Origin of the sequence: Ancylobacter novellus DSM 506, assembly GCF_000092925.1 — a bacterium.
In the GTDB taxonomy this organism is placed as follows: domain Bacteria; phylum Pseudomonadota; class Alphaproteobacteria; order Rhizobiales; family Xanthobacteraceae; genus Ancylobacter; species Ancylobacter novellus.
This window is the reverse complement of the sequence record NC_014217.1, coordinates 1,451,096-1,472,816: the sequence shown is the minus strand read 5'-3', so window position 1 is coordinate 1,472,816 and position 21,721 is coordinate 1,451,096. Positions and strand designations below refer to the sequence as shown.

Annotated in this window: 19 protein-coding genes; 5 read left to right on the top strand and 14 right to left on the bottom strand. The window is 67.6% G+C overall.

Features of this window, described 5'->3' with window-relative positions; genetic code table 11:
• The first annotated feature begins 111 nt into the window (after positions 1–111).
• The 4 genes from SNOV_RS07000 to sseA all read left to right on the top strand — a co-directional run bounded on the left by SNOV_RS07000 (position 112) and on the right by sseA (position 4,249).
• Positions 112–1,551, top strand: a complete 1,440-nt coding sequence (locus SNOV_RS07000; RefSeq protein WP_013166219.1) for a cryptochrome/photolyase family protein — start codon at positions 112–114, stop codon at positions 1,549–1,551.
• Positions 1,552–1,631: 80 nt separating this feature from the next.
• Positions 1,632–2,663 (top strand): cysteine synthase A, encoded by a 1,032-nt coding sequence (locus SNOV_RS06995; RefSeq protein ID WP_013166218.1) that lies wholly within the window; start codon positions 1,632–1,634, stop codon positions 2,661–2,663.
• Positions 2,663–3,376: an alanyl-tRNA editing protein gene (locus SNOV_RS06990; protein ID WP_013166217.1), complete on the top strand. Its 714-nt coding sequence runs from the start codon at positions 2,663–2,665 to the stop codon at positions 3,374–3,376. Before SNOV_RS06995 ends, SNOV_RS06990 begins: the two co-directional genes overlap by 1 nt.
• A gap of 24 nt (positions 3,377–3,400) precedes the next feature.
• Complete coding sequence (sseA, locus tag SNOV_RS06985) at positions 3,401–4,249, top strand: 3-mercaptopyruvate sulfurtransferase (protein WP_013166216.1); 849 nt, start codon at positions 3,401–3,403, stop codon at positions 4,247–4,249.
• A gap of 75 nt (positions 4,250–4,324) precedes the next feature.
• Here sseA and SNOV_RS06980 read toward each other — a convergent pair whose 3' ends face one another.
• The 4 genes from SNOV_RS06980 to SNOV_RS06965 form a co-directional block, all read right to left on the bottom strand.
• A complete protein-coding gene (locus tag SNOV_RS06980; protein WP_013166215.1) occupies positions 4,325–5,122 on the bottom strand; it encodes an amino acid ABC transporter ATP-binding protein in 798 nt (265 codons plus the stop codon).
• 11 nt (positions 5,123–5,133) lie between these two features.
• On the bottom strand, positions 5,134–6,510 hold the full coding sequence (locus tag SNOV_RS06975) for an amino acid ABC transporter permease (RefSeq protein ID WP_013166214.1): 1,377 nt from the start codon (positions 6,508–6,510) through the stop codon (positions 5,134–5,136).
• Between the two features lie 10 nt (positions 6,511–6,520).
• On the bottom strand, positions 6,521–7,717 hold the full coding sequence (locus SNOV_RS06970; protein ID WP_013166213.1) for an amino acid ABC transporter permease: 1,197 nt from the start codon (positions 7,715–7,717) through the stop codon (positions 6,521–6,523).
• Between the two features lie 105 nt (positions 7,718–7,822).
• Positions 7,823–8,842 (bottom strand): amino acid ABC transporter substrate-binding protein, encoded by a 1,020-nt coding sequence (locus SNOV_RS06965; RefSeq protein ID WP_013166212.1) that lies wholly within the window; start codon positions 8,840–8,842, stop codon positions 7,823–7,825.
• Positions 8,843–9,134: 292 nt separating this feature from the next.
• Here SNOV_RS06965 and metC point away from each other — a divergent pair, with 292 nt between their 5' ends.
• Positions 9,135–10,346 carry a cystathionine beta-lyase gene (metC, locus tag SNOV_RS06960; protein WP_013166211.1) on the top strand — a complete coding sequence of 404 codons (1,212 nt, stop codon included), beginning with the start codon at positions 9,135–9,137 and terminating at the stop codon, positions 10,344–10,346.
• Here metC and SNOV_RS06955 read toward each other — a convergent pair.
• The 10 genes from SNOV_RS06955 to urtD all read right to left on the bottom strand — a co-directional run bounded on the left by SNOV_RS06955 (position 10,328) and on the right by urtD (position 21,716).
• A complete protein-coding gene (locus SNOV_RS06955) occupies positions 10,328–12,100 on the bottom strand; it encodes an ArnT family glycosyltransferase (protein ID WP_013166210.1) in 1,773 nt (590 codons plus the stop codon). The genes metC and SNOV_RS06955 overlap by 19 nt on opposite strands.
• A 79-nt stretch (positions 12,101–12,179) precedes the next feature.
• Entirely contained in the window at positions 12,180–14,411 is a 2,232-nt protein-coding gene (locus SNOV_RS06950) for a putative bifunctional diguanylate cyclase/phosphodiesterase (protein ID WP_187291099.1), read from the bottom strand.
• 220 nt (positions 14,412–14,631) lie between these two features.
• Entirely contained in the window at positions 14,632–15,273 is a 642-nt protein-coding gene (gene ureG / locus SNOV_RS06945; RefSeq protein WP_013166208.1) for an urease accessory protein UreG, read from the bottom strand.
• Between the two features lie 17 nt (positions 15,274–15,290).
• Positions 15,291–16,010, bottom strand: a complete 720-nt coding sequence (locus SNOV_RS06940; RefSeq protein WP_013166207.1) for an urease accessory protein UreF — start codon at positions 16,008–16,010, stop codon at positions 15,291–15,293.
• Positions 16,003–16,767, bottom strand: a complete 765-nt coding sequence (locus SNOV_RS06935) for an urease accessory protein UreE (protein WP_013166206.1) — start codon at positions 16,765–16,767, stop codon at positions 16,003–16,005. The genes SNOV_RS06940 and SNOV_RS06935 overlap by 8 nt, the downstream gene beginning before the upstream one ends.
• A 159-nt stretch (positions 16,768–16,926) precedes the next feature.
• Positions 16,927–18,639, bottom strand: coding sequence for an urease subunit alpha (gene ureC, locus SNOV_RS06930; protein ID WP_013166205.1), 1,713 nt, complete (start codon positions 18,637–18,639; stop codon positions 16,927–16,929).
• Between the two features lie 44 nt (positions 18,640–18,683).
• Positions 18,684–19,304 (bottom strand): urease subunit gamma, encoded by a 621-nt coding sequence (locus SNOV_RS06925; protein WP_013166204.1) that lies wholly within the window; start codon positions 19,302–19,304, stop codon positions 18,684–18,686.
• A 40-nt stretch (positions 19,305–19,344) separates the two neighbouring features.
• Positions 19,345–20,214, bottom strand: a complete 870-nt coding sequence (locus SNOV_RS06920) for an urease accessory protein UreD (RefSeq protein ID WP_013166203.1) — start codon at positions 20,212–20,214, stop codon at positions 19,345–19,347.
• A complete protein-coding gene (gene urtE, locus SNOV_RS06915) occupies positions 20,189–20,884 on the bottom strand; it encodes an urea ABC transporter ATP-binding subunit UrtE (RefSeq protein WP_013166202.1) in 696 nt (231 codons plus the stop codon). Before urtE ends, SNOV_RS06920 begins: the two co-directional genes overlap by 26 nt.
• A gap of 4 nt (positions 20,885–20,888) precedes the next feature.
• On the bottom strand, positions 20,889–21,716 hold the full coding sequence (gene urtD, locus SNOV_RS06910) for an urea ABC transporter ATP-binding protein UrtD (RefSeq protein ID WP_013166201.1): 828 nt from the start codon (positions 21,714–21,716) through the stop codon (positions 20,889–20,891).
• Positions 21,717–21,721 lie beyond the last annotated feature (5 nt).

Below are 21,721 nucleotides of genomic sequence, written 5' to 3'. Positions count from 1 at the left end.
AGGCGCGGGTGGCGACACCCGCGCCTTTTTCGTGCCGTCAGGATCCCCACGCCATGGTGGCGTCGGTCGGCCTCGCCCTCGGCGGGTCGGATCGGTTAGGCTGCGGCCGCCATGCCTGCATCGCCCGCCCTCGTCTGGTTCCGCGACGATCTCCGCCTCGCCGACAATCCCGCGCTCCATGCCGCACAGCGGAGCGGCCGGCCGCTCGTGCTACTCTACCTGCTGGACGAGGAGAGCGAAGGCATACGCCCGCTCGGCGGCGCCGCACGCTGGTGGCTCGGCCGGGCGCTGGCGTCCGTGACGGAGGCGATTGAGGCCAAGGGCGGCCAACTGATCCTGAGGCGCGGCAAGGCGGGCGAGGTTGTCCCCGCCGTGGCGGCGGAGGCCAAAGCCGGCGCCATCTACTGGAACCGCCGCTACGGCGCGGCCGAGATCGCCGTCGACGCCGCGCTCAAGACGGAGCTCGCACAAAAGGGCCTGATGGTCGAGAGCTTCAACGGATCGCTGCTGCATGAGCCATGGACGGTGAAGACGCAGTCTGGCGGTCCGTTCAAGGTGTTTGGACCGTTCTATCGCAACGCCGCCCAGCACGACATCCGCCGCCCTGCCAGGGTGGGCAGCCACTGGCATTTCGCCGAGACGCCGGCGGGCGATGAGTTGCGCGACTGGAAGCTGGAGCCGACCACGCCCGATTGGGCCGGCGGGCTCCGCGAGAGCTGGATTCCCGGCGAGGATGGCGGCCGCGCCGCGCTCGCCGCCTTCGTCGACGGCGGCCTTCGCAGCTATGCCGCGGGTCGCGACCGGCCGGACATGGAGCACACCTCGCGCCTGTCCCCATATCTGCGCTTCGGCCATCTCTCGCCACAACAGGTGCTCGCCGCCGTGCGCCACGCCGCAGATGCCGGCGAGGTGCGGGGTACGGATGTCGAGAAATTCGTCAGCGAGCTCTACTGGCGCGAATTCTCTTACCATCTGCTGTTCCATTTCCCGGACCTCGCGCAGGTCAATTTCAACCGCCGCTTCGACGGCTTCGAATGGAACCAGGATGCCAAGATCGAGCGCGCCTGGCAGCGCGGACTCACCGGCTATCCGCTCATCGACGCCGGCATGCGCCAGCTCTGGCAGACCGGCTGGATGCATAACCGCGTGCGCATGGTGGCCGCCTCCTTCCTCATCAAGCACGCGCTCGTCGACTGGCGGCGCGGCGAGGTCTGGTTCTGGGACACGCTGGTCGATGCCGATCCGGCCAACAATGCCGCCAGCTGGCAATGGGTCGCCGGCTCGGGGGCGGATGCCGCGCCCTATTTCCGCATCTTCAATCCGGTCACCCAGGGCGAGAAATTCGATCCCGATGGCGCCTATGTCCGGCGTTTCGTGCCGGAGCTGGCGGGCCTTCCCGACACGTCGATCCACAAGCCGTGGCAAGCCCCGCCGCAGGTGCTGGCACAGGCCGGCGTGAGGCTGGGCGAGACCTATCCGCACCCGATCGTCGACCATGCCGCGGCGCGCCGGCGTGCGCTGGAACGCTATCAGCGCATTCGCGGGGATTGACGTGCATTGGAGTTGCCGAGGCGATACCGGCCCACTAATTTCGTGAACCCTTGAAGCACGGCAGCAGAACTCAAAAAATCATGGACATCCGGAACGGTCTGGTCGAGGCGGTCGGCAACACGCCGCTCATCAAGCTCAAGCGTGCCTCGGAAGCCACCGGCTGCACCATCCTCGGCAAGGCGGAGTTCCTCAATCCCGGCCAGTCGGTGAAGGACCGCGCGGCGCTCTTCATCATCCAGGACGCGGTGGCGCGCGGCGAATTGCGCCCCGGCGGCGTCATCGTCGAAGGTACGGCCGGCAATACCGGCATCGGCCTCGCTCTGGTCGGCAACGCGCTGGGCTTCCGTTCGGTGATCGTCATCCCCGACACCCAGAGCCAGGAAAAGAAGGACATGCTTCGGCTCGCCGGCGCCACGCTGGTGGAGGTGCCGGCGGTCGGCTACGCCAACCCGAACAACTATGTGAAGGTCTCCGGCCGCCTCGCCGAGGCGCTGGCGAAGACCGAGCCGAACGGCGCCGTCTGGGCCAACCAGTTCGACAACGTCGCCAACCGGCTGGCGCATATTGAGACCACCGGCCCGGAGATCTGGCAGCAGACCGACGGCAAGGTCGATGCCTTCGTCGCCGCCGTCGGCACGGGCGGCACGCTGGCCGGCACCGGCATCGCGCTGAAGGAGCGCAACCCGGCAGTGAAGATCGCCCTCGCCGACCCGTTCGGCGCCGCGCTCTACAGCTACTACACCACCGGCGAGCTGAAGTCGGAGGGCTCCTCCATCACCGAGGGCATCGGGCAGGGTCGCATCACCGCCAATCTCGAAGGCGCGCCGATCGACATCGCCTACCAGATCCCGGACGCCGAGGCGGTGCAGATCGTGTTCGACCTGCTGGAATTCGAGGGCCTGTGCCTCGGCGGCTCCTCCGGCATCAATGTCGCCGGCGCGATCCGGCTGGCGAAGGAGCTCGGCCCCGGCCACACCATCGTCACCGTGCTGTGCGACTACGGCACGCGGTATCAGTCCAAGCTCTTCAATCCGGCCTTCCTGCGCGAAAAAGGCCTGCCCGTGCCGGGTTGGCTGGAACGCGACGTCGAAGTCCCCAACATGCTGGTCTGATGGCTACCATTCTCCTCTTCCGCGACGACGCCTACCAGAAGGAAACGCCGGCCGTGGTGACCGCGGTGACGCCGGAAGGCGGCATCGTCGTCGACCGCACGGTGTTCTACGCCACCGCCGGCGGCCAGCCGGGCGACCGCGGCACGCTGCTGCGCACGAATGGCACCGAGATCCCGATCGAGACCGCCATCTACGGTCCTTCCAAGGTCGACATCGTCCATGTGCCCGTCGGCGGCCCCATCCTGCCCGAACCGGGCGAGGCGGTGACGCTGCGGCTGGACTGGGCGACGCGCCACCGCCGCATGCGCATGCACACGGCGCTGCATTTGCTCTCCGTCGCCCTACCCTTTCCGGTCACCGGCGGCTCCATCGGCGAGGAGGAGAGCCGGCTGGATTTCGACATTCCCGAGGCCGGGCTCGACAAGGACGAGATCACCGCGAGGCTCGCGGAGATGATCGCCAGCGGGGCGAAGGTATCCGAGCGCTGGATCAGTGACGAGGAACTCCTCGCCAATCCGGGCCTGGTCAAGACTATGGCGGTGAAGCCACCCATGGGCACCGGCAAGGTTCGCCTCGTCGAGATCGCCGGGCTCGATTTGCAGCCCTGCGGCGGCACCCATGTGCGCAGCCTCGAGGAGATCGGCGCGGTGCAGGTGAGCAAGATCGAGAAGAAGGGCCAGCAGAACCGCCGCGTGCGGCTCGCCTGGGCCTGAGCGTTGTTTCCCTCGGAGTCCGCCATGCCGGAAGATAGCCGCTTCGTCTCCACTGAATGGCTGGCCGCCCATCTCGGCGCGCCGAACCTCGTCATCGTCGACGCGTCCTGGCACATGCCGGCCACGGGCCGCAGCGGCCGCGACGAGTATCTCAAGGCGCACATTCCCGGCGCGGTGTTCTTCGACATCGACGCCATCTCGGACCCGTCCAGCGGCCTGCCGCACATGCTGCCGACCGAGACGCTGTTCACCGCGGCGATGGAAGCGCTCGGCATCGGCCGGACGATGAAGATCGTCGTCTATGACACCGCCGGCCTGTTCTCCGCGCCGCGCGTCTGGTGGACGCTGCATGCCTTCGGCGCCGTGGACGTGCAGATTCTCGACGGCGGCTTCCCCAAATGGCTCGCCGAAGGCCATCCGACGGAAAGCGGCGAGGCGCCGCACTACCCCGCCCGCTTCGACGCAAAGCTCGACCGCAACTGGGTCGCCTCGATCGACGAGGTGGCGAAGCGGCTTGCCGAGGGCAGCGCGCAGGTGCTCGACGCCCGCGCGGCCGAACGTTTCCGCGGTGAGGTGCCGGAGCCGCGCGCCGGCGTGCGCCCCGGCCATATCCCCGGCGCCCGCAACCTGCCAGTGTCGGAAGTGGTGAAGGACGGCCACCTGGTCGATCCGGCGGCGATCCGCGCGGCGGTCGCGGCCGCCGGCATCGATCCGTCGAAGCCGGTCATCACCAGCTGCGGCTCGGGCGTCACGGCGGCGATCCTGTGGCTGGCGCTCGACGTCATCGGCACCCCGCCCAAGGCGCTCTATGACGGCTCGTGGACCGAATGGGGCTCCTCCGACAAGCCCGTAGCCACCGGCCCGGCGGACTAAAGCCGGCTCACAAGCCTCGAATCGAAAAGGCCGGGCGCCAGCGCCCGGCCTTTTATTTGCCGACTACCAGATATCTCAGTGCAGGATCTGGCTGAGGAAGAGCTTGGTGCGCTCGTGCTGGGGGTGGGAGAAGAAGGCTTCCGGCTCGTTCATCTCGATGATCTGTCCGGCATCCATGAAGATCACCCGGTTCGCCACCTGACGGGCGAAGCCCATCTCATGGGTGACGCACAGCATGGTCATGCCCTCTTCGGCGAGGCTCACCATGGTCTCCAGCACCTCCTTCACCATCTCCGGGTCGAGGGCCGAGGTCGGCTCGTCGAACAGCATGATCTTCGGCTTCATGCACAGCGCGCGGGCGATGGCGACGCGCTGCTGCTGGCCGCCGGAGAGCTGGCCGGGATACTTGTTGGCCTGCTCGGGGATCTTCACCTTGCGCAGGAAGTGCATGGCGAGCTCTTCCGCCTCCTTCTTGGGCGTCTTGCGTACCCAGATCGGCGCCAAAGTGAGGTTCTCCAGCACGGTGAGGTGCGGGAACAAGTTGAAGTGCTGGAAGCACATGCCGACCTCGCGGCGGATCTCGTCGATGCGCTTGAGGTCGTTGGTCAATTCGATGCCGTCGACGATGATCGAGCCCTGCTGGTGCTCCTCCAGCCGGTTGATACAGCGGATCATGGTCGACTTGCCCGAGCCCGACGGCCCGCAGATGACGATGCGCTCGCCGCGCAGCACCCGCAGGTTGATGTCCTTCAGCACATGGAACTCGCCATACCATTTGTGCACGCCGGAAAGCTCCACCGCGACCTCCCGGCTCGGCGGCGTATGCACGGCGGGCAGTTCGTCGCTCGGGACGATCGAATGAGCTTCGGTCATAAGGGCCTCCGTCAATGCCGGTGAGAGGTGTTCAGCCGCCGCTCCACGAAGAGTGAATAGCGCGACATGCCGAAGCAGAAGAGGAAGTAGACCACGCCCGCGAAGGCGAAGCCGGTGTAGAGCGTCACCGGGCTCGCCCAGTTAGGGTCGGTGAAGGACGCGCGGAGCTGGCCGAGGAAGTCGAAGATCGAGACGATCAGCACCAGCGTCGTGTCCTTGAACAGGCTGATGAAGCTGTTGACGATGCCGGGAATGACCAGGGTCAGCGCCTGCGGCAGGATGATGAGCCGCATCATCTGGCTCCAGGTCAGGCCCACCGCCATGGCGCCCTCATACTGGCCCTTAGGGATCGCCTGCAGGCCGCCGCGTATCACCTCGGCCATATAGGCGGCCGAGAACAGCGCGACACCGACAAGGGCGCGCAGCAGCCCGTCCGGGTTCGAGCCCTGCGGCAGGAACAGCGGCAGCATGTAGGTGGCGAAGAACAGCACGGTGATCAGCGGCACGCCGCGCCAGAACTCGATGAAGACCACCGAGAGCAGGCGCACGATAGGCATCTGCGAACGCCGCCCGAGCGCCAGGGCGATACCCAGCGGCAGCGAGGCGACGATGCCGGTCACCGCGATCACCAGCGTCACCAGGAGCCCGCCCCATTGCCGCGTCTCGACATAGGGCAGGCCGAAGTCGATGTCCCAGGCGAGCACCAGCAGGCCGAAGGCGAGGAAGACCCACATGGTCGCCCGCGCCGCCGCCCGGCCGTCGCCACCAATGAGGCGGATGACGCCGCCGATCGCCGCCATGACGACCAGCGCGGTGAGGATGTAGTCGGCCCAGAAAATCAGGTTCACCCCCGCCACATGGACATGGCCGAACACCGAGTGGAGGAGGCCGAAATGCTCGAACAGGAAGGCTTCCAGCTGGATGTTGCCACCGGTGAGCAGGATGAAGGCGACGATCGGGTAGATCACGAAGAACAGGAAGGCGTTGAGCTTCTTGAAGGGCCAGCTCAGCACCAGGAGCGGCACGAGCAGGACGGCGCCGGCGGCGAAGACGATGTTCGGCCGCCAGCGCTGGTCGATCGGGTAGAAGCCGTAGATCAGCTGGCCGAGCTTCGCGTTGATGAACGGCCAGCAGGCGCCGGTCCCGGGAGCGAGGCAGGCTTCGCGGCTCTGTCCGGTCCACACCGCGTCGATGAACATGAAACGGACCAGTGGCGGCACGATGAGCAACACCAGCCCGAGGCCCACAAGGGTGAGCACGGTGTTGAGGATGCTGGAGAATAGGTTCTCGCGCATCCAGCCGATGGCGCCGACCTGGCGCCGCGGCGGCGGCAGCGGCGCCACCATTTCGGTGCGGATGAAGGTCCCGTCGTCGAAGGTAAGGCTCATCGGCGCGCCCTCACCGTTCCACCAGCGCGATGCGCTTGTTGTAGGCGTTCATGATGAGCGAGGTGAGAATCGACAGCACGAGATAGACGCCCATGGTGATGGCGATGATCTCGATCGCCTGCCCGGTCTGGTTCAGCGAGGTGCCGGCGAACACTGCCACGAGGTCGGGATAGCCGATGCCGACCGCGAGCGAGGAGTTCTTGGTCAGGTTGAGATACTGGTTGGTCAGCGGCGGGATGATCACCCGCATGGCCTGCGGGATGACCACGAGGCGCAGCGTCTGGCCGTTGCGCAGCCCCAGCGAATGCGCCGCCTCGGTCTGCCCGTGGCTCACCGCCATGATGCCGGAGCGGACGTTCTCGGCGATGAAGGCGGCGGTGTAGGTGGCGAGCGCCACCGTCAGCGCCACGAATTCCGGGATGACCCGCACGCCGCCGGCGAAGTTGAAGCCCTTCAGCTCCGGCCGCTCGAAGGTGATCGGGAAGCCGGTGTAGATCATGGCGGCGAGCGGCACGAGGACGAGGATGCCGAGCCCCACCCACAGCATGGGGAAGCGCTGGCCGGTTTCCTCGCGGCGCCCGCGGGCCCAGTAGCCGATCAGGATGACGGCGAGCAGCGCCGCGCCGAAGGCCCACAGCACCAGTCCCGTGCCCTCGCCGAACAGCGGGCGCGGGATGATCAGGCCGCGGTTCGAAATGAAGACCTCGCCGAAGACGGAGATGCTCTGGCGCGGGCTCGGCATGGCGCTGAGCACGGCGAGGTACCAGAACAGGATCTGGAACAGCGGCGGCAGGTTGCGCAGCACCTCGACATAGGTCGTCGAGATCAGCCTCACGACGAAATTCTTCGACAGGCGGCCGATGCCGACCAGGAAGCCGATGATGGTGGCGAGGAAGATGCCGACCACCGCCACCAGTATCGTGTTCAGCAGGCCGACGAGGAAGGCACGGCCATAGGTGGATGTCTCGCTATAGGGGATCAGCGTCTGGCTGATCCCGAAGCCGGCGGTGTTGTCGAGAAAGCCGAAGCCGGTCGCGATCTTCTGCGCCGCGAGGTTATCGCGGGCGTTCTCCGCGAACATCCAGCCGAGCAGGATGACGAGTATCAGCGCGACGAGTTGCAGGCCGATGCTGCGTACTTTCGGGTCGTTGATGAACGACGCGCTATTCGAGCGCCCTTGGACGGGCTCTAACACCAGGTCCGACATGGTCCCCCTCGCCTCTTCCGAGGCCAACAAATCCCGCGCCGGACGTGCCGCCGGCTTTGCGGGAAAAAGCGAGGGCTCCCGGCATGCCGCCGGGAGCCCTGTTTGTCAGCGGATCGGCATGCCGTACTGCTGGCCGCCCTTGGTCCACAGCGCATTGGCGCCGCGCTCGAGCTTCAGCGGCGTGGCGGGACCGACATTGCGGTCGTACATCTCGCCGTAATTGCCGACGCCCTTGATGACCTGGTAGGCCCAGTCATTGCCGATGCCCATGCCCTCGCCGAACTTGCCCTCGGTGCCGACGAGGCGCTTGATCTCCGGATTGGTCGCCGACTTCAGCTGCTCGTCGACGTTCTTGGAGGTCACGCCGAGCTCCTCGGCGTTGATCTGGGCGAAGAGCACCCACTTCACGATGTCGAACCACTGGTCGTCGCCATGGGCGACCACCGGGCCGAGCGGCTCCTTGGAGATGATCTCCGGCAGCACGACGTGGTCGTCCGGATTAGTGAGCTTGAGGCGTTCGCCCGCGAGGCCGGAACGGTCGGTCGTCAGCACGTCGCAGCGACCCGCGTCATAAGCTTTGACCACCTCGTCATTGGTGGCGAAGGCGATGACCTCGTAGGTCATGTTGTTGGCGCGGAAATAGTCGGCGAGGTTCTGCTCGGTGGTGGTGCCGGTCTGGGTGCAGACCGAAGCGCCGGACAGCTCGAGCGCCGAGTTCACCTTCTTGTCCTTGCGGATCATGAAACCCTGGCCGTCATAATAGGTGACGCCGGTGAAGTTCAGGCCCAGCGAGGTATCGCGGGTGATGGTCCAGGTCGTGTTGCGCGACAGGATGTCGATGTCGCCCGACTGGAGCGCGGTGAAGCGGTCCTTCGCCGAGAGCGGCGTGAACTTGACCTTGGTGGGATCGTTGAAGACCGCTGCGGCGACGGCGCGGCAGAAATCCACGTCAAGGCCCGTCCAGTTGCCCTTGTCGTCCGGGGTCGAGAAGCCCGGCAGGCCCTGGCTGACGCCGCATTGGATGAAGCCCTTCGACTTCACCTGGTCGAGCTTGGCGGCCTGCGCGCTGACCGCACACAGCCCGAAGGCCCCGGCGATGGCGAACGTGGAGAGGAGGCGTTTCATGTTGGCAGCCTTCTTCATTCGGTTTTGAGCTGGCGTACCGGCCGCGCGGCACGCGGACGACACGGGCGGAAGAAAAAGCAATTCGCATGCCGCGATTGGCGTTAGGAAGCGGGGCATGCCTACGTCCTTCGTCTGACGGGTGGCTGGACAGTCCGCGAACCAGCCTTCCCCGTCTCCCCCTACAGACGCCACGTCATCAGAACGCCGTAATCCGGTCCGGTCAAGCGCTTGACGTAGGCGCCTCGTCCACTCCCAATTGGCGCCCCGCAGCACAGGTCGGCAGGCAAAACGAATGGCAGAACAATCGGAAGGCGGAGCCGTCCGCAAACGCTCGGTCGAGACCGAGCTGGTCACGGCCGGCCGCGATCCGCAACGCTTTGACGGCTTCGTGAATACGCCCATCGTGCGCGGCTCGACGGTGCTCTCCGCGACGGTGGCCGACCTCGAAGGCCACACGGGACGCTACTCCTATGGAAGGCGCGGCAACCCGACGGTGGAGACGCTGGAGGTAGCAATAACCCGGCTGGAAGGCGGTGCCGGCACCGTGCTCACCCCTTCCGGTCTCTCGGCCGTGAGCACCGCGCTGCTGGCCGTGCTGGAGGCGGGTGACCATCTTCTGATGGTCGATACCGCCTATCAACCGACGCGGCGGGTGTGCAACGAAGTGCTGCGCCGCTACGGCATCGAGACCACCTATTACGACCCGCTCGTCGCCGGTGGCATCGAGGAGCTCCTCAGGCCGAACACGCGCGCCATCTTCCTGGAGTCGCCAGGCTCGCAGTCATTCGAAATCCAGGACGTGCCCGCCATCGTCGACATCGCCCGCAAGCGCGGCATCGTCACGCTGATGGACAATACCTGGGCGACGCCGCTGTTCTTCCGTCCACACGATTTCGGCGTCGACGTCTCGATCCAGGCCGGCACGAAGTACGTCGGCGGCCATTCCGACCTCAACCTCGGCACCATCTCCGCCAATGAACGCCTTTGGCGCCGGCTGAAGCTGGTCCATGGCGACCTCGGCCTCACCGTGGCGCCGGAGGACGCGTTCCTCGCCGCGCGCGGCCTGCGCACCCTGGCGGTGCGGCTCGCGCATCATCAGGCATCCGCGCTCACCGTCGCGCACTGGCTGGAACAGCGGCCGGAAGTGAAGCAGGTGCTGCATCCCGGCCTGCCGCGCCATCCCGGCCACGCAATCTGGCAGCGGGACTTCACCGGCAGCTCGGGCCTGTTCAGCTTCATCCTGCAGCCCGCGCCGAAAGCGGCGGTCGACGCCTTTCTCGACAGTCTGGAACTGTTTGGCCTCGGCTATAGCTGGGGCGGCTTCGAGAGCCTCGCCATCCCGTTCGACTGCAGCAGCTACCGCAGCGCGACCACATGGGCGCCGGGCGGGCCGGCCATCCGCCTGCATATCGGGCTGGAAGACCCGGCCGACCTCCTCGCCGACCTCGAACAAGGTTTCGGGACGCTGGCGGCGGTGCGCGACGCTCAGGAGCCGACGCGGTAGAGCGTCAGCCGCACAACCCGCAGGCCGTTATACTGGAAGCCGCGGACCTCGGCGCCGCGCCCGATACGCAGGCCGAGCGCCTCGGCCCGGCGGGCGAAGCGTGCTTCGTGCCGACCCTCGACGAAGACCACGCGGCAGCCGCCCTCCTTGAGGAAGTCGGCGGCCCCGGCGCCGTCGACGAAGCGGGGCGGCTGCGCCAGCAGCAAAGCGAGGCTCGGCTCGCTGTAGCCGGCCGAAGCGACGAGGATGTCGGCACCGCGCACTGCGCAGGGCTCGTGCTCCGCCAGCGCGACGAGGCGCGGCGAGATCCAGAAACTCCACATCTGCGGCAGCACCAGCTGCATCACCCCAAAGCCGGAGACCAGCATGCCGGCGATCGCCGCCAGTGACGCCTTCTCGACGCCGTAGTCCCGCACCGAGCCCGCCGCCGTCACCAGCGCGAAGAAGCCGATCAGCAGCAGCGGCCAGGCGAGCAGGCTGGTGGTGTGGTCGAAGACGGCGAGGCCGAGCAGCGCGGCGACCGCAATCGCAGCGCCGATCAGCGGCCACAGCCAGAGCAGCCGGGCGAGCCGCGTATTGCCCAGCGCCATCGCGCCGCGCTCGACCGCCAGGGCGATGAGGATGGCGATCGCCGGCAGGGTCGGGCCGACATAGGCCGGCACCTTGGCCGGCAGGAGCTCGAACAGCAGCCAGGCCGGCAGCACCCAGGCCAGGAGAAAGCGCACGGCACCGATGCGCCGCGCCCTCCACAGCATCGGCACGGCCAGCGCGGCGAGCGGCGCCGCCGGCCAGAACAGGCCCCAGAACATGAGCAGATAGGCGCCGGGCGGACCGTTGAAGCCCTGATAGTCGGGCGCGACGCGCCCCAGCAGCAACCGGGCGACGAACTCCTCATGCGTCTCGGGCGGCGCGTAGCGCCGCAACAGGAACCAGCCGCCCGCCACCAGCACGATCAGCCCGAGACCTATGAGCGACTTCGCCCGCTTGAGGAAGCGCGCGGTACGGTCGACGATCGCCAGCGTCGCCAGCGGCAGCAGCACATAGAGCGGCGCGATCAGTCCCTTGGCGAACAGCGCGAAGGCCAGCGCGCCCCAGAAGATCAAAGAGAGTTGCGCCTGCCTGTGCGCCTGCGCCGGCCCCTCGGCCGGCTCGCCATGGCGCTCGTCGAGATAGAGCCGCCCCATTGAACCGATCATCGCCGCGATGGCCGCGAGCAGAGCCGTCTCCGGCACGGCGAGGCGACCGGCCACGCTGAGCGCCACGCTGCTGGCCAGAAGGCAGGCAGCGAACATCGCGGCGCGCCGGTGCGCGAAGGCCAGCGCCGCCCAATAGGTCAGCAGCACGCTGGCGATGGCGGCGGCGAGCGAGGGTAGCCGGTAGAGCCAGATGCGGCGCTCGGCGCCGGGTACGCCGACGAGGTCCGCCGCAGCGACCACCGCCGCCTGCATCCAGTGCAGGCCGAGCGGCTGCGTGTGCCGGGTCTCCCAGCCGAGGCGGGTCTCGGTGAAATCGCCGGTGTCCAGCATCTGCCGTGTCACCTGCGCGGCACGCGCTTCGTTGCGGTCGACCGGCGGGATGGAGAAGAAGCCCGGCAGCAGCGCGACGAGGGTCAGCAGGACGAGGAACAGGCAGGCGCGGCGATCGGAGCGGCTGGCGGCATCGAACAGCTCGATGATCCGGCTGGGCAGGCGCAGGCCGGCCCACGTGTAGAGCGGACCGGGTCTTCCGCGCCGGCCCGCGTTCATTGGCGTCATCTGGTGGAATCCCTCCGAGCCACCAAACCATACCAGACGAATCCAGCGGGCGATGTGTCCCGGAGGCGACGGCTTGGCGTCAGCTGGCGATGTCGACCGCCTTGGCGGACTCGGTGGCGATGACGTCGGCCGCGTCCCAGCCACGCAGCAGCGCCGGAATGCGCGAGGCTGGCAGCGCCTTGGAATAGAGGAATCCTTGCGCGAGATCGCAGCCATTGGCGCGCAGATAGGCAGCCTGCGCCGGCGTCTCGACGCCCTCGGCCACGGTCTCGATACCAAGGCTCTGGCCGAGATGGATGACGGCGCGCACGATCGCCGCGTCATCGATATCGTGCTCGATGTCGTGCACGAAGGAGCGGTCGATCTTGATGCGATCCACAGGAAACTGCTTGAGGTGCGAGAGCGAGGCGTAGCCGGTGCCGAAATCGTCCAGCGCGATGCGCACGCCGGCATGGTTCAGCGACTGCAGGCTGTGGCGCACCATCTCCGTGCCGCGACCGAGGAAGACGGTCTCGGTGACCTCTATCGCCAGGCGCTCGGGCTGGATGTGCGAATTGTCGAGCGCCGTGAGCACCCGCTCCGGCAGCCCGCCGCGGGTGAATTCGGACGAGCTCATATTGATGGCGACATGGCCGAACTCGCAGCCCTGCGCGACCCAGGCGGCCATATCGCGCGTCGCCAGCTCCAGCACCCGTTCGCCGATGGCACCGGCAAGGTCGGCATCGTCGAACACCTGGCCGAACTCCTGCGGGCCGAGCAGGCCCCGGCGCGGATGACGCCAGCGCAGCAGCGCCTCGAAGCCGACGATGGCGCCGCTGCGCAGCGACACCTTGGGCTGGTAGTAGGGCTGGAACTCGCCGTTCTTCAGCGCCAGCCGCACGCGGGCATAGAGCTGGATGCGCTTCTCGGTCGCCTGCTGCATCCGCATGTCGTACTCGACCGCGACGCCTCGCCCCGCCGCCTTGGCGCGGTAGAGGGCGATGTCCGCGTTCTTGAGCAGCGTCGAAGGGTCGGTGCCGTGCTCGGGCGCCACGGCGATGCCGATGCTGCCGCGACAGGAAAGCACGGTACGACGGTAGCTGAAGGGCAGCCTCAGCGCCGAGAGCGCGTGCTGCGCCGCGACCATCGCGTCAGTCGGGCTGTCCATGCGGGTGAGCAGGACGATGAATTCGTCGCCGCCGAGGCGCGCCACCATGTCGACATCGCCGATGCAGCCGCCGAGGCGCTGCGCCGCCTCCACCAGCAGCGCGTCGCCGGCGTCGTGGCCGAGCGTGTCGTTGACGTCCTTGAACTGGTCGAGATCGACCAGCAGCACGCCGACATAGCGGCGCGACCGGCGCGAGCGGCGCAGCGCCGCCTCCAGCCGTTCCCGCATCAGCCCGCGATTGGGCAAGCCGGTCAGCGCGTCATGATTGGCCATGTGCCACATGCGCTGCTCGGCTTCCTTCTGCTCGGTGACGTCCTGCAGCATGCCGAAGGCGCGCAGCTCACCGTCGCCGTCGACCTCCACCGCGCAGGATTTGCGCACCAGCCGATGGTTGCCATGCGCGTCAACGAAGGGCAGCTCGATCTCGAAGGATTCGCGGTTGCGCAGCGCCGCCTCGAACTTCTTCTGGAAGTGCTGGCGCGCCTCCGGCGGGAAATGCGACAGGGCCAACTGCACATCGGGCTCGACGCTCTGGGCAAACCCGTAGATGCGGTAGATGCCGTCCGACCAGTTGAGCCGTTCGGTCGCGACGTCGAACTCCCAGCCGCCAATCTTCGCCAGCCGCTCCGTCTGGGCGAGAAGGCTCTGCCGGCGCCAGAGCTCGCGGCTCTGCATCTCCAAGAGCCCCTGGCTCATCCGCCGGTATTCGAGCTCGCGCCTCGTGCGCTGCGTCGCCTCGTGCAGGCGGAACTGGTCGACGATGATGCGCGACAGGTGGGTGATGATCTCGGTCTCGGAGGCCGACAATGTCCGCGGCTCGGGCCCCCACAGGCAGAGCACGCCGATGTTCAGCCCTGCCCGCAGCGCCAGCGGTGCGCCGGCATAGAAACGGATAAACGGCTCGCCGGTGACAAAGATGTTGTCGGCAAAGCGCGGGTCCTCGCGCGCATCCGGCACCACCATCACGTCGGGCGACATGATGGTCCAGGCGCTGAAGGAGTGCTCGCGCGACGTGCCATCCATGTCCACGCCGGCCTTCGCCTTGAACCATTGACGGTCGCGGTCGATGAGACTGACGGCCACGCTGGACACGCCCAGCATCTCGCGCGCGAGCACGCACACGCCCTCCAGCGCGGCCGAAGGTGCCGTATTGAGAATCTGCAACGCGTGAAGCTCGGCGAGCCTTTCGGCTTCATTTTCCGGTAGCGGATATGCCATCACACACCTTGGCGGATCGGCAGGGAGCGTAACGGCCCCAGTTCAGAAAGCTTTATGATACCTCAAATCGAACATCAAACCCTGCCGGCCGCCCCATCCGCCAAGATCCCACCACAACTATAGCATCTGACGCACAACCAGAAGTACACGAAGCACGTCCGGGCTGTCAGTGCGCCGCACCTTCGGCAGATGCATGGACCAGGCCACCCGCTTCCTCGATGAAGCGCGCCACTTCGTCCACTCCGCTGCCGGCCCGCACATTGGCGAAGACGAAGGGCCGGCGCCCGCGCATGCGGCGCGAATCCCGGTCCATCACCTCCAGTGAGGCGCCGACCAGCGGCGCGAGATCGACCTTGTTGATGACGAGAAGGTCCGAGCGGGTGATGCCCGGCCCGCCCTTGCGCGGGATTTTCTCACCGGCCGAAACGTCGATGACGTAGATGGTGATGTCGGCGAGCTCGGGCGAAAAGGTCGCGGCGAGATTGTCGCCGCCCGATTCGATGAGGATCAGGTCGAGAGCGGGAAAGCGGCCACGCATCTCGGCGATGGCGGCGAGGTTGGCGGAGGCGTCCTCGCGGATGGCGGTGTGCGGACAGCCACCGGTCTCCACGCCCATGATCCGCTCGGCCGGCAGCGCGCCGGCACGGGTGAGGATTTCGGCATCCTCCTTTGTGTAGATGTCGTTTGTAATGGCCGCGAGGTCGTAGCGCTCGCGAAAGGCTCGGCACAGCGCCTCCATCAGCGCCGTCTTGCCAGAGCCGACCGGCCCGCCAATGCCGACCCTCAAGGGTCCGCTGCTGCTTGCCATGATGCTTCCCCTCGCCTTCAGCTTCGGAACAGCCGCGTGTACTGCGTCTCGTGACGCATCGACGCGATGTCGGATTTGAGTGCAGCCCCGCCAAGCCGGTCCAGCGGCACGTCGAGCGCCAGCGGCGCGACCTCACGTACGGTCTTCGTCGCCGCTGCCAGCGCCCTGTTGCCGTCGGTTTGGCCGAGCGGCACGAGGCGGACGGCGGCGGAGATCAGGTTCGCCGCCACCGCGTTGAGATAGGCGGCGAGCGTCGCCTCCAGCGGCAGGCCGTGCGCCGCCGCCGCGATGCCGACCGCGACCGGATAGGCGACGCGCCCGTCCCAGATCGCGGAGAGCCGTTCCAGCGCCGGCGCCGGCCAGGCGGTACGGGTGGCGGCGAGGAAGGCGTCGCCTTGGTTCAGCGTCTCCATCTGCCGCTCGCGCGAGGGCGCGAAGGCCGCCGCCAGTTCCAGCACCTCGACGAGGCGGGCATCGTCGCCCTCGCGCAAGGCGCGATAGGCATGGGCGAGCAGCACCGCGTCGGCAAAGGGGCCGCCATGGTGCAGGAGGTCGTCGACCCAGCGGGTGAGCGAAGCGACATCCGAGATGTCCTGCGTCTCCACCGCCCATTCGAGGCCATGCGAATAGGCGAAGGCGCCGACCGGATAGGCCGGCGAGAGCCAGACGAACAGCGCCAGCAGGTCGGGTGCGGGCTCGCCGCGCGCGCCCTCTGCCGGCCCGTCCGCATCAGCCATGGCGGTGGTCGTGCCCGTGCCCATGGTGGTCGTGATCGTGCGAGTGGTCGTGATCATGCTGGGCATGGTCATGGGAATGGTCGTGCCCGCAGCCGCACGCCTCGCCATGCTTGTGCTCGTGGCCATGATGTTCGTGAGCGTGTGCATGCTCGTGCTTGTGGTCGTGCTCCTGACCGTGGACATGCAGCACGTCCCGCTCATGCGCGTAATGATCATGCCCATGATGGTCGTGATCGTGGGAATGATCGTGCCCGCAGCCGCAGGCCTCGCCATGCTCGTGATGGTGGTGGCCATGATCATGGTCGTGATGGCCGTGTGCCTCGGCGGCCTCATAGGCGCCGCCCTCCGGCTCGAAGGCGGCTTCCACCACCTCGACGGTGGCGCCGAGGCCGCGCGCCATCTCCTCCAGCACACCGTCGCGGGCGATGCGGATACGGTCGGCAAGCAGCTCAGCGGGCACGTGCCGGTTGCCGAGATGCCAGGCGAGCCGCGCGAGGTGATGGGCATCCTGCGCCACGATTTCCGCCACCGGCTCCTCGGCGGCAACCACGGCCACGACGCGCCCGTCTTCCAGCGCCAGCCCGTCACCGTCCCTCAGCCGCGTCGCCTCGTCGAGGTCGAGCAGGAAAGCGACGTCGTTCTCCCCGCGCATGGCGATGCGGCGGCGGTAGCGCCCGTCATGCGGCAGCACGACACGGTCGGCGGCGGTGGCGGCATCCCAGCTGCCGGCGGGCAGAAGCGAACGGGCACGGATCATGGAGAAACTCCGGGTAGAGGGGCGGCGCTCGGCTGGAGCATCCTTCGAGGCTCGCTGCGCTCGCACCTCAGGATGAGGTGGTTTCTTGAGCGCCCTCATCCTGAGGTGCCCGGCAAGGCCGGGCCTCGAAGGATGCTGAAACAGAGCGCCCTCCCACACTTAGAACAGGAAGTAGCGCTGCGCCATGGGCAGCTCGGTGGCGGGGGCGCAGGTCAGGAGCTCGCCATCCGCCCGTACCTCATAGGTTTCCGGGTCGATCTCCAGATGCGGCGTCGCGCTGTTGTGAACCATCGATGCCTTGGAGATGCCGCCGCGCACATTCTCCACCGCCACGGTGCGCTTCTCCAGCCCAAGCTTGTGGCCGACATTGAGGTCGATCGCCGCCTGCGAGACGAAGGTCAGGCTGGTCGCGGTGCGGGCCTTGCCATAGGCGCCCCACATCTGCCGGTAATGCACCGGCTGCGGCGTCGGGATGGAGGCATTGGGATCGCCCATCTGCGCCGCGACGATGGTACCGCCCTTGATCACCATGTCCGGCTTGGTACCGAAGAAGGCCGGCGACCAGACGACGAGGTCGGCGAGCTTTCCCGTCTCCACCGAGCCGATATGGCGGGAGACGCCGTGCGCGATGGCCGGGTTGATCGTGTATTTCGCGATGTAGCGCTTGGCGCGGGCATTGTCGTTGCGTTCGCTGTCCCCCGGCAGCAGGCCGCGCTGCAGCTTCATCTTGTGCGCGGTCTGCCAGGTGCGGGTGATGACTTCGCCGAGCCGGCCCATGGCCTGGCTGTCCGAGCTCATCATCGAGATGGCGCCGAGGTCATGCAGGATGTCCTCGGCTGCGATGGTCTCCTTGCGGATGCGGCTCTCGGCGAAGGCGAGGTCCTCGGCGATCAGCGGGTCGAGGTGGTGACACACCATGAGCATGTCGAGATGCTCGTCGAGCGTGTTGATGGTGAAGGGCCGCGTCGGATTGGTCGAGGACGGCAGCACGTTGGGCAGGCCAGCCACCTTCATGATGTCCGGCGCGTGACCGCCGCCCGCCCCTTCCGTGTGGAAGGCGTGGATGGTGCGTCCCTTGAAGGCGGCGATGGTGTCCTCGACGAAGCCGCTCTCGTTGAGCGTGTCGGTGTGGATCATCACCTGGATGTCGTACTCGTCGGCCACCGACAGGCAGTTGTCGATCGCCGCCGGCGTCGTGCCCCAGTCCTCATGCAGCTTGAGCGAACAGGCCCCCGCCTCGATCATCTCGATCAGCGGGCCGGGCAGCGAGGCGTTGCCCTTGCCGGACAAAGCAAGATTGACGGGGAAAGAGTCGAAGGCGCGCAGCATCATCTCGATGTGCCATGGCCCGGGCGTGCAGGTCGTGGCGTTGGTGCCGGCGGCGGGGCCGGTGCCGCCGCCGAGCATGGTGGTGACACCGCTCATCAGCGCGTGCTCGATCTGCTGCGGGCAGATGAAATGAATGTGACTGTCGAAGCCTCCAGCCGTAATAATCTTGCCCTCGCCGGCGATGATCTCGGTCGAGGCGCCGATGATAATGTCGACACCTGGCTGGATATCGGGATTGCCGGCCTTGCCGATGCCGTGGATGCGCCCGTCGCGAATGCCGATGTCGGCCTTGACGATCCCCCAGTGGTCGAGGATCAGCGCATTGGTGATCACGGTGTCGACCGCGCCCTCGGCGCGCATCACCTGCGACTGGCCCATGCCGTCGCGGATGGTCTTGCCGCCGCCGAACTTCACCTCCTCGCCATAGACGGTGAGGTCCTTCTCCACCTCGATGATGAGCGACGTATCTGCCAGCCGCACGCGGTCGCCGGTGGTCGGCCCGAACATCTCGGCATAGGTGGCGCGGGAAATCTTGATGGACATGGAAAATTCCGTTCGAGCGGGTACCAATCAGCGGCGGAAGAGGGTCACAGCTTGCCCATGACGTCCTGGCGGAAGCCGTAGACCTCCCGCTTGCCGGCGAGCGCCACGAGCTTCACCTCGCGGCTCTGGCCCGGCTCGAAGCGCACCGCGGTGCCGGAGGGGATGGCGAGGCGCATGCCGCGCGCCTTGTCGCGCTCGAAGGCGAGCGCCGGGTTGGTCTCGAAGAAATGGTAGTGGCTGCCGACCTGGATCGGCCGGTCGCCGGTATTGGCGACGGTGAGCGAGACGAACTCCCGCCCGGCCAGCAGCTCAATCTCGCCTTCCTCGTGCAGGATCTCGCCCGGCGCGCCTTCATGATGCGCGGAGGCGATGGGCTCGTGCACGGTGACGAGCTTGGTGCCGTCCGGAAAGGTCGCCTCGACCTGGATCTCGACGACCATCTCGGCGACGCCGGGCATCACCTGCTCCGGCGAGAGCACGGTGGTGCCGAGCGTCATCAGCTCGGCGACCGTCCTGCCGTCGCGCGCGCCCTCCACCACCACGTCGGTGATCAGCGCCACCGCCTCGGGGTAGTTGAGCTTCACGCCGCGCTCGAGGCGGCGGCGGGCCACCATGGCCGCCATGGCGACGAGGAGCTTGTCCTTCTCGCGCGGGCTGAGGTTCATCACTGCGTCTCCGGCTCTGCAAAAGTCAGTATTACCTGCATCAGGAATGCCAGATGCGCGGTATCTCGGCGATGCCGAGCGCGCCGACGACGCGGCGGATCGCGGCTTCCAGCGGCGCGCCGTCGCGCGCCAGCAGCCGGATCGACAGCATGCCGTCCCAGGCGCTGGCGCCGGCATCGAGGTTCTCCGGCAGCTCATCCGGCAGGCCGAGCGCCGCGCGGACGGCCTCCAGCCGGCCCTCGGCATCCGGCGCGACCAGCAGGATCGTGGCGAAGGCGGCCCAGCCGCCGAGCGTGGCGCGGCGGTCCAGCACCCCGGCGATATCGCCGTCGAGTTGCAGCCCGTCGGCATAGACCAGCCTGCCACCGCGACGGATGCGCCAGCGGTCGAACAGAAGGCCATGGCTGAGGCGCTCGCCGCGCGCGGTGCGCCCGAGGATCACCGGCTCGACCAGCAGCAGCCGGCCTTGGGGCGCAACCTCCGCTGAGATGGAGCGCTCGATGCGGGCGCCGTCGAAGACGATGGTCGCCTGCGGCATCCAGTCGAGGCTGGCGCCCGCCGCCACGGAAAGATCGACATCGATGCCCGAGACCGCGCCGTCCGAGCGATAGACCTTCTCGGCAGCCTGCGTCGTGACCACAAACTGGGCAGCTTCCAGGGCATGGAGGACGGTTTGCGAGCGGTCGCCGCCGGCGAGCCCGCCGCCGGTGTTGATCATCACCGCCTCCAGCGCGCCGCCGCGCCGGCCGGAGAGCGGGAAGCGCACGCGCGCGAACCCCTCCTCCTCGATCCGCCCGCGCACCGTCCGGCCGCCGTCCCCGCGCACTTCGACGAGAACCCGTCCGGAGCCCCGCCGCTCGACCGGGATGGTCGCCGGCACGGCGTCAGACGGCAATGCGGTTGCGTACATCCGGGTCCTCGAGAGCGGCGCCGTCGCCCGACATCACCACAGCCCCGCGCTCCATCACGATGAAATGGTCCGCGAGCTCCTTGGCGAAGTCGAAATACTGCTCGACCAGCACGATGGCCATGTCGCCCTTGCTCCGCAAGTAGCGGATGGCGTTGCCGATATCCTTGATGATCGAGGGCTGGATGCCCTCGGTCGGCTCGTCGAGAACCAGCATCTTGGGACGCATGGTGAGCGCCCGGCCGATGGCGAGCTGCTGCTGCTGGCCGCCCGACAGGTCGCCGCCGCGCCGCCGCATCATCGAATCCAGCACCGGGAACAGCGAGAACACATCGTCGGGGATGAAACGGTCGGCGCGCTTCAGCGGCGCGAAGCCGGTCTCCAGATTCTCCGCCACGGTGAGCAGCGGGAAGATCTCGCGCCCCTGCGGCACGAAGGCGATGCCGCGCCGCGCCCGCTCGGACGGCGCCATGGTGGTGATGTCCTCGCCGTTGAAGCGGATGGCGCCCTTCGCCACGGGCGCCTGGCCGACGATGGCGCGCATCAGGCTGGTCTTGCCCACGCCGTTGCGCCCGAGAACGCAGGTGACCTTGCCGGCCTCGGCCTTCAGCGAAACCCCGCGCAGGGCCTGTGCCGCGCCGTAGAAGAGGTTGACGTCGTTGACTTCCAGCATGCCGTCAGCGCCCCAGATAGACTTCGATGACGCGCTCATTGGCGCTGACCTGATCGAGCGTGCCTTCCGCCAGCACCGAGCCTTCGTGCAGGCACATGACGCGCACGCCCAGATCACGCACGAAGGTCATGTCGTGCTCGACCACCACCACCGAGTGGCCGCTGGCGTTGATCTCGCGCAGCAGTTCGGCGGTCTGCGCGGTCTCGGCGTCGGTCATGCCGGCCACCGGCTCGTCGACCAGCAGGAGCTTGGGGTCCTGCGCCAGCAGCATGCCGATCTCCAGCCACTGCTTCTGCCCGTGCGACAGCGCGCCGCCGAGGCGCTCCCGGTGCTCGGTCAGCCTGATGGTCTCGAAGATCTCGTCGATGCGGTCGCGCTCGGCCCCGGTCTCGCGGCGGAAGATGTTGGGCAGCGCGCGGCGCTGGCCCTTCAGCGCGAGCCGCAGATTGTCGAGCACGGTATGGCTCTCGAACACGGTCGGCTTCTGGAACTTGCGGCCGATGCCGAGCGTGACGATCTGCGTCTCGTCGAGCCGGGTCAGGTCGGTGGTGCCGCCATTGAAATAGGCGTCGCCGCGGTCCGGCCGGGTCTTGCCGGTGATGACGTCCATCATCGTCGTCTTGCCGGCGCCGTTCGGGCCGATGACGGCGCGCATCTCGCCGGGATCGACGGTGAAAGACAGCGCGTTCAGCGCCCGGAAGCCGTCGAAGGTGACGGTGACGTCGTTGAGGTACAGCAGCGCCTCGGTCAGGGTCTTCTTCTGCGCCCCGAGGCCGTCTGCCGGCTCGTTTTGGACCGCTTCGGGAGCGGCCAGCAGGTCGATGTCGCTCATGGCTC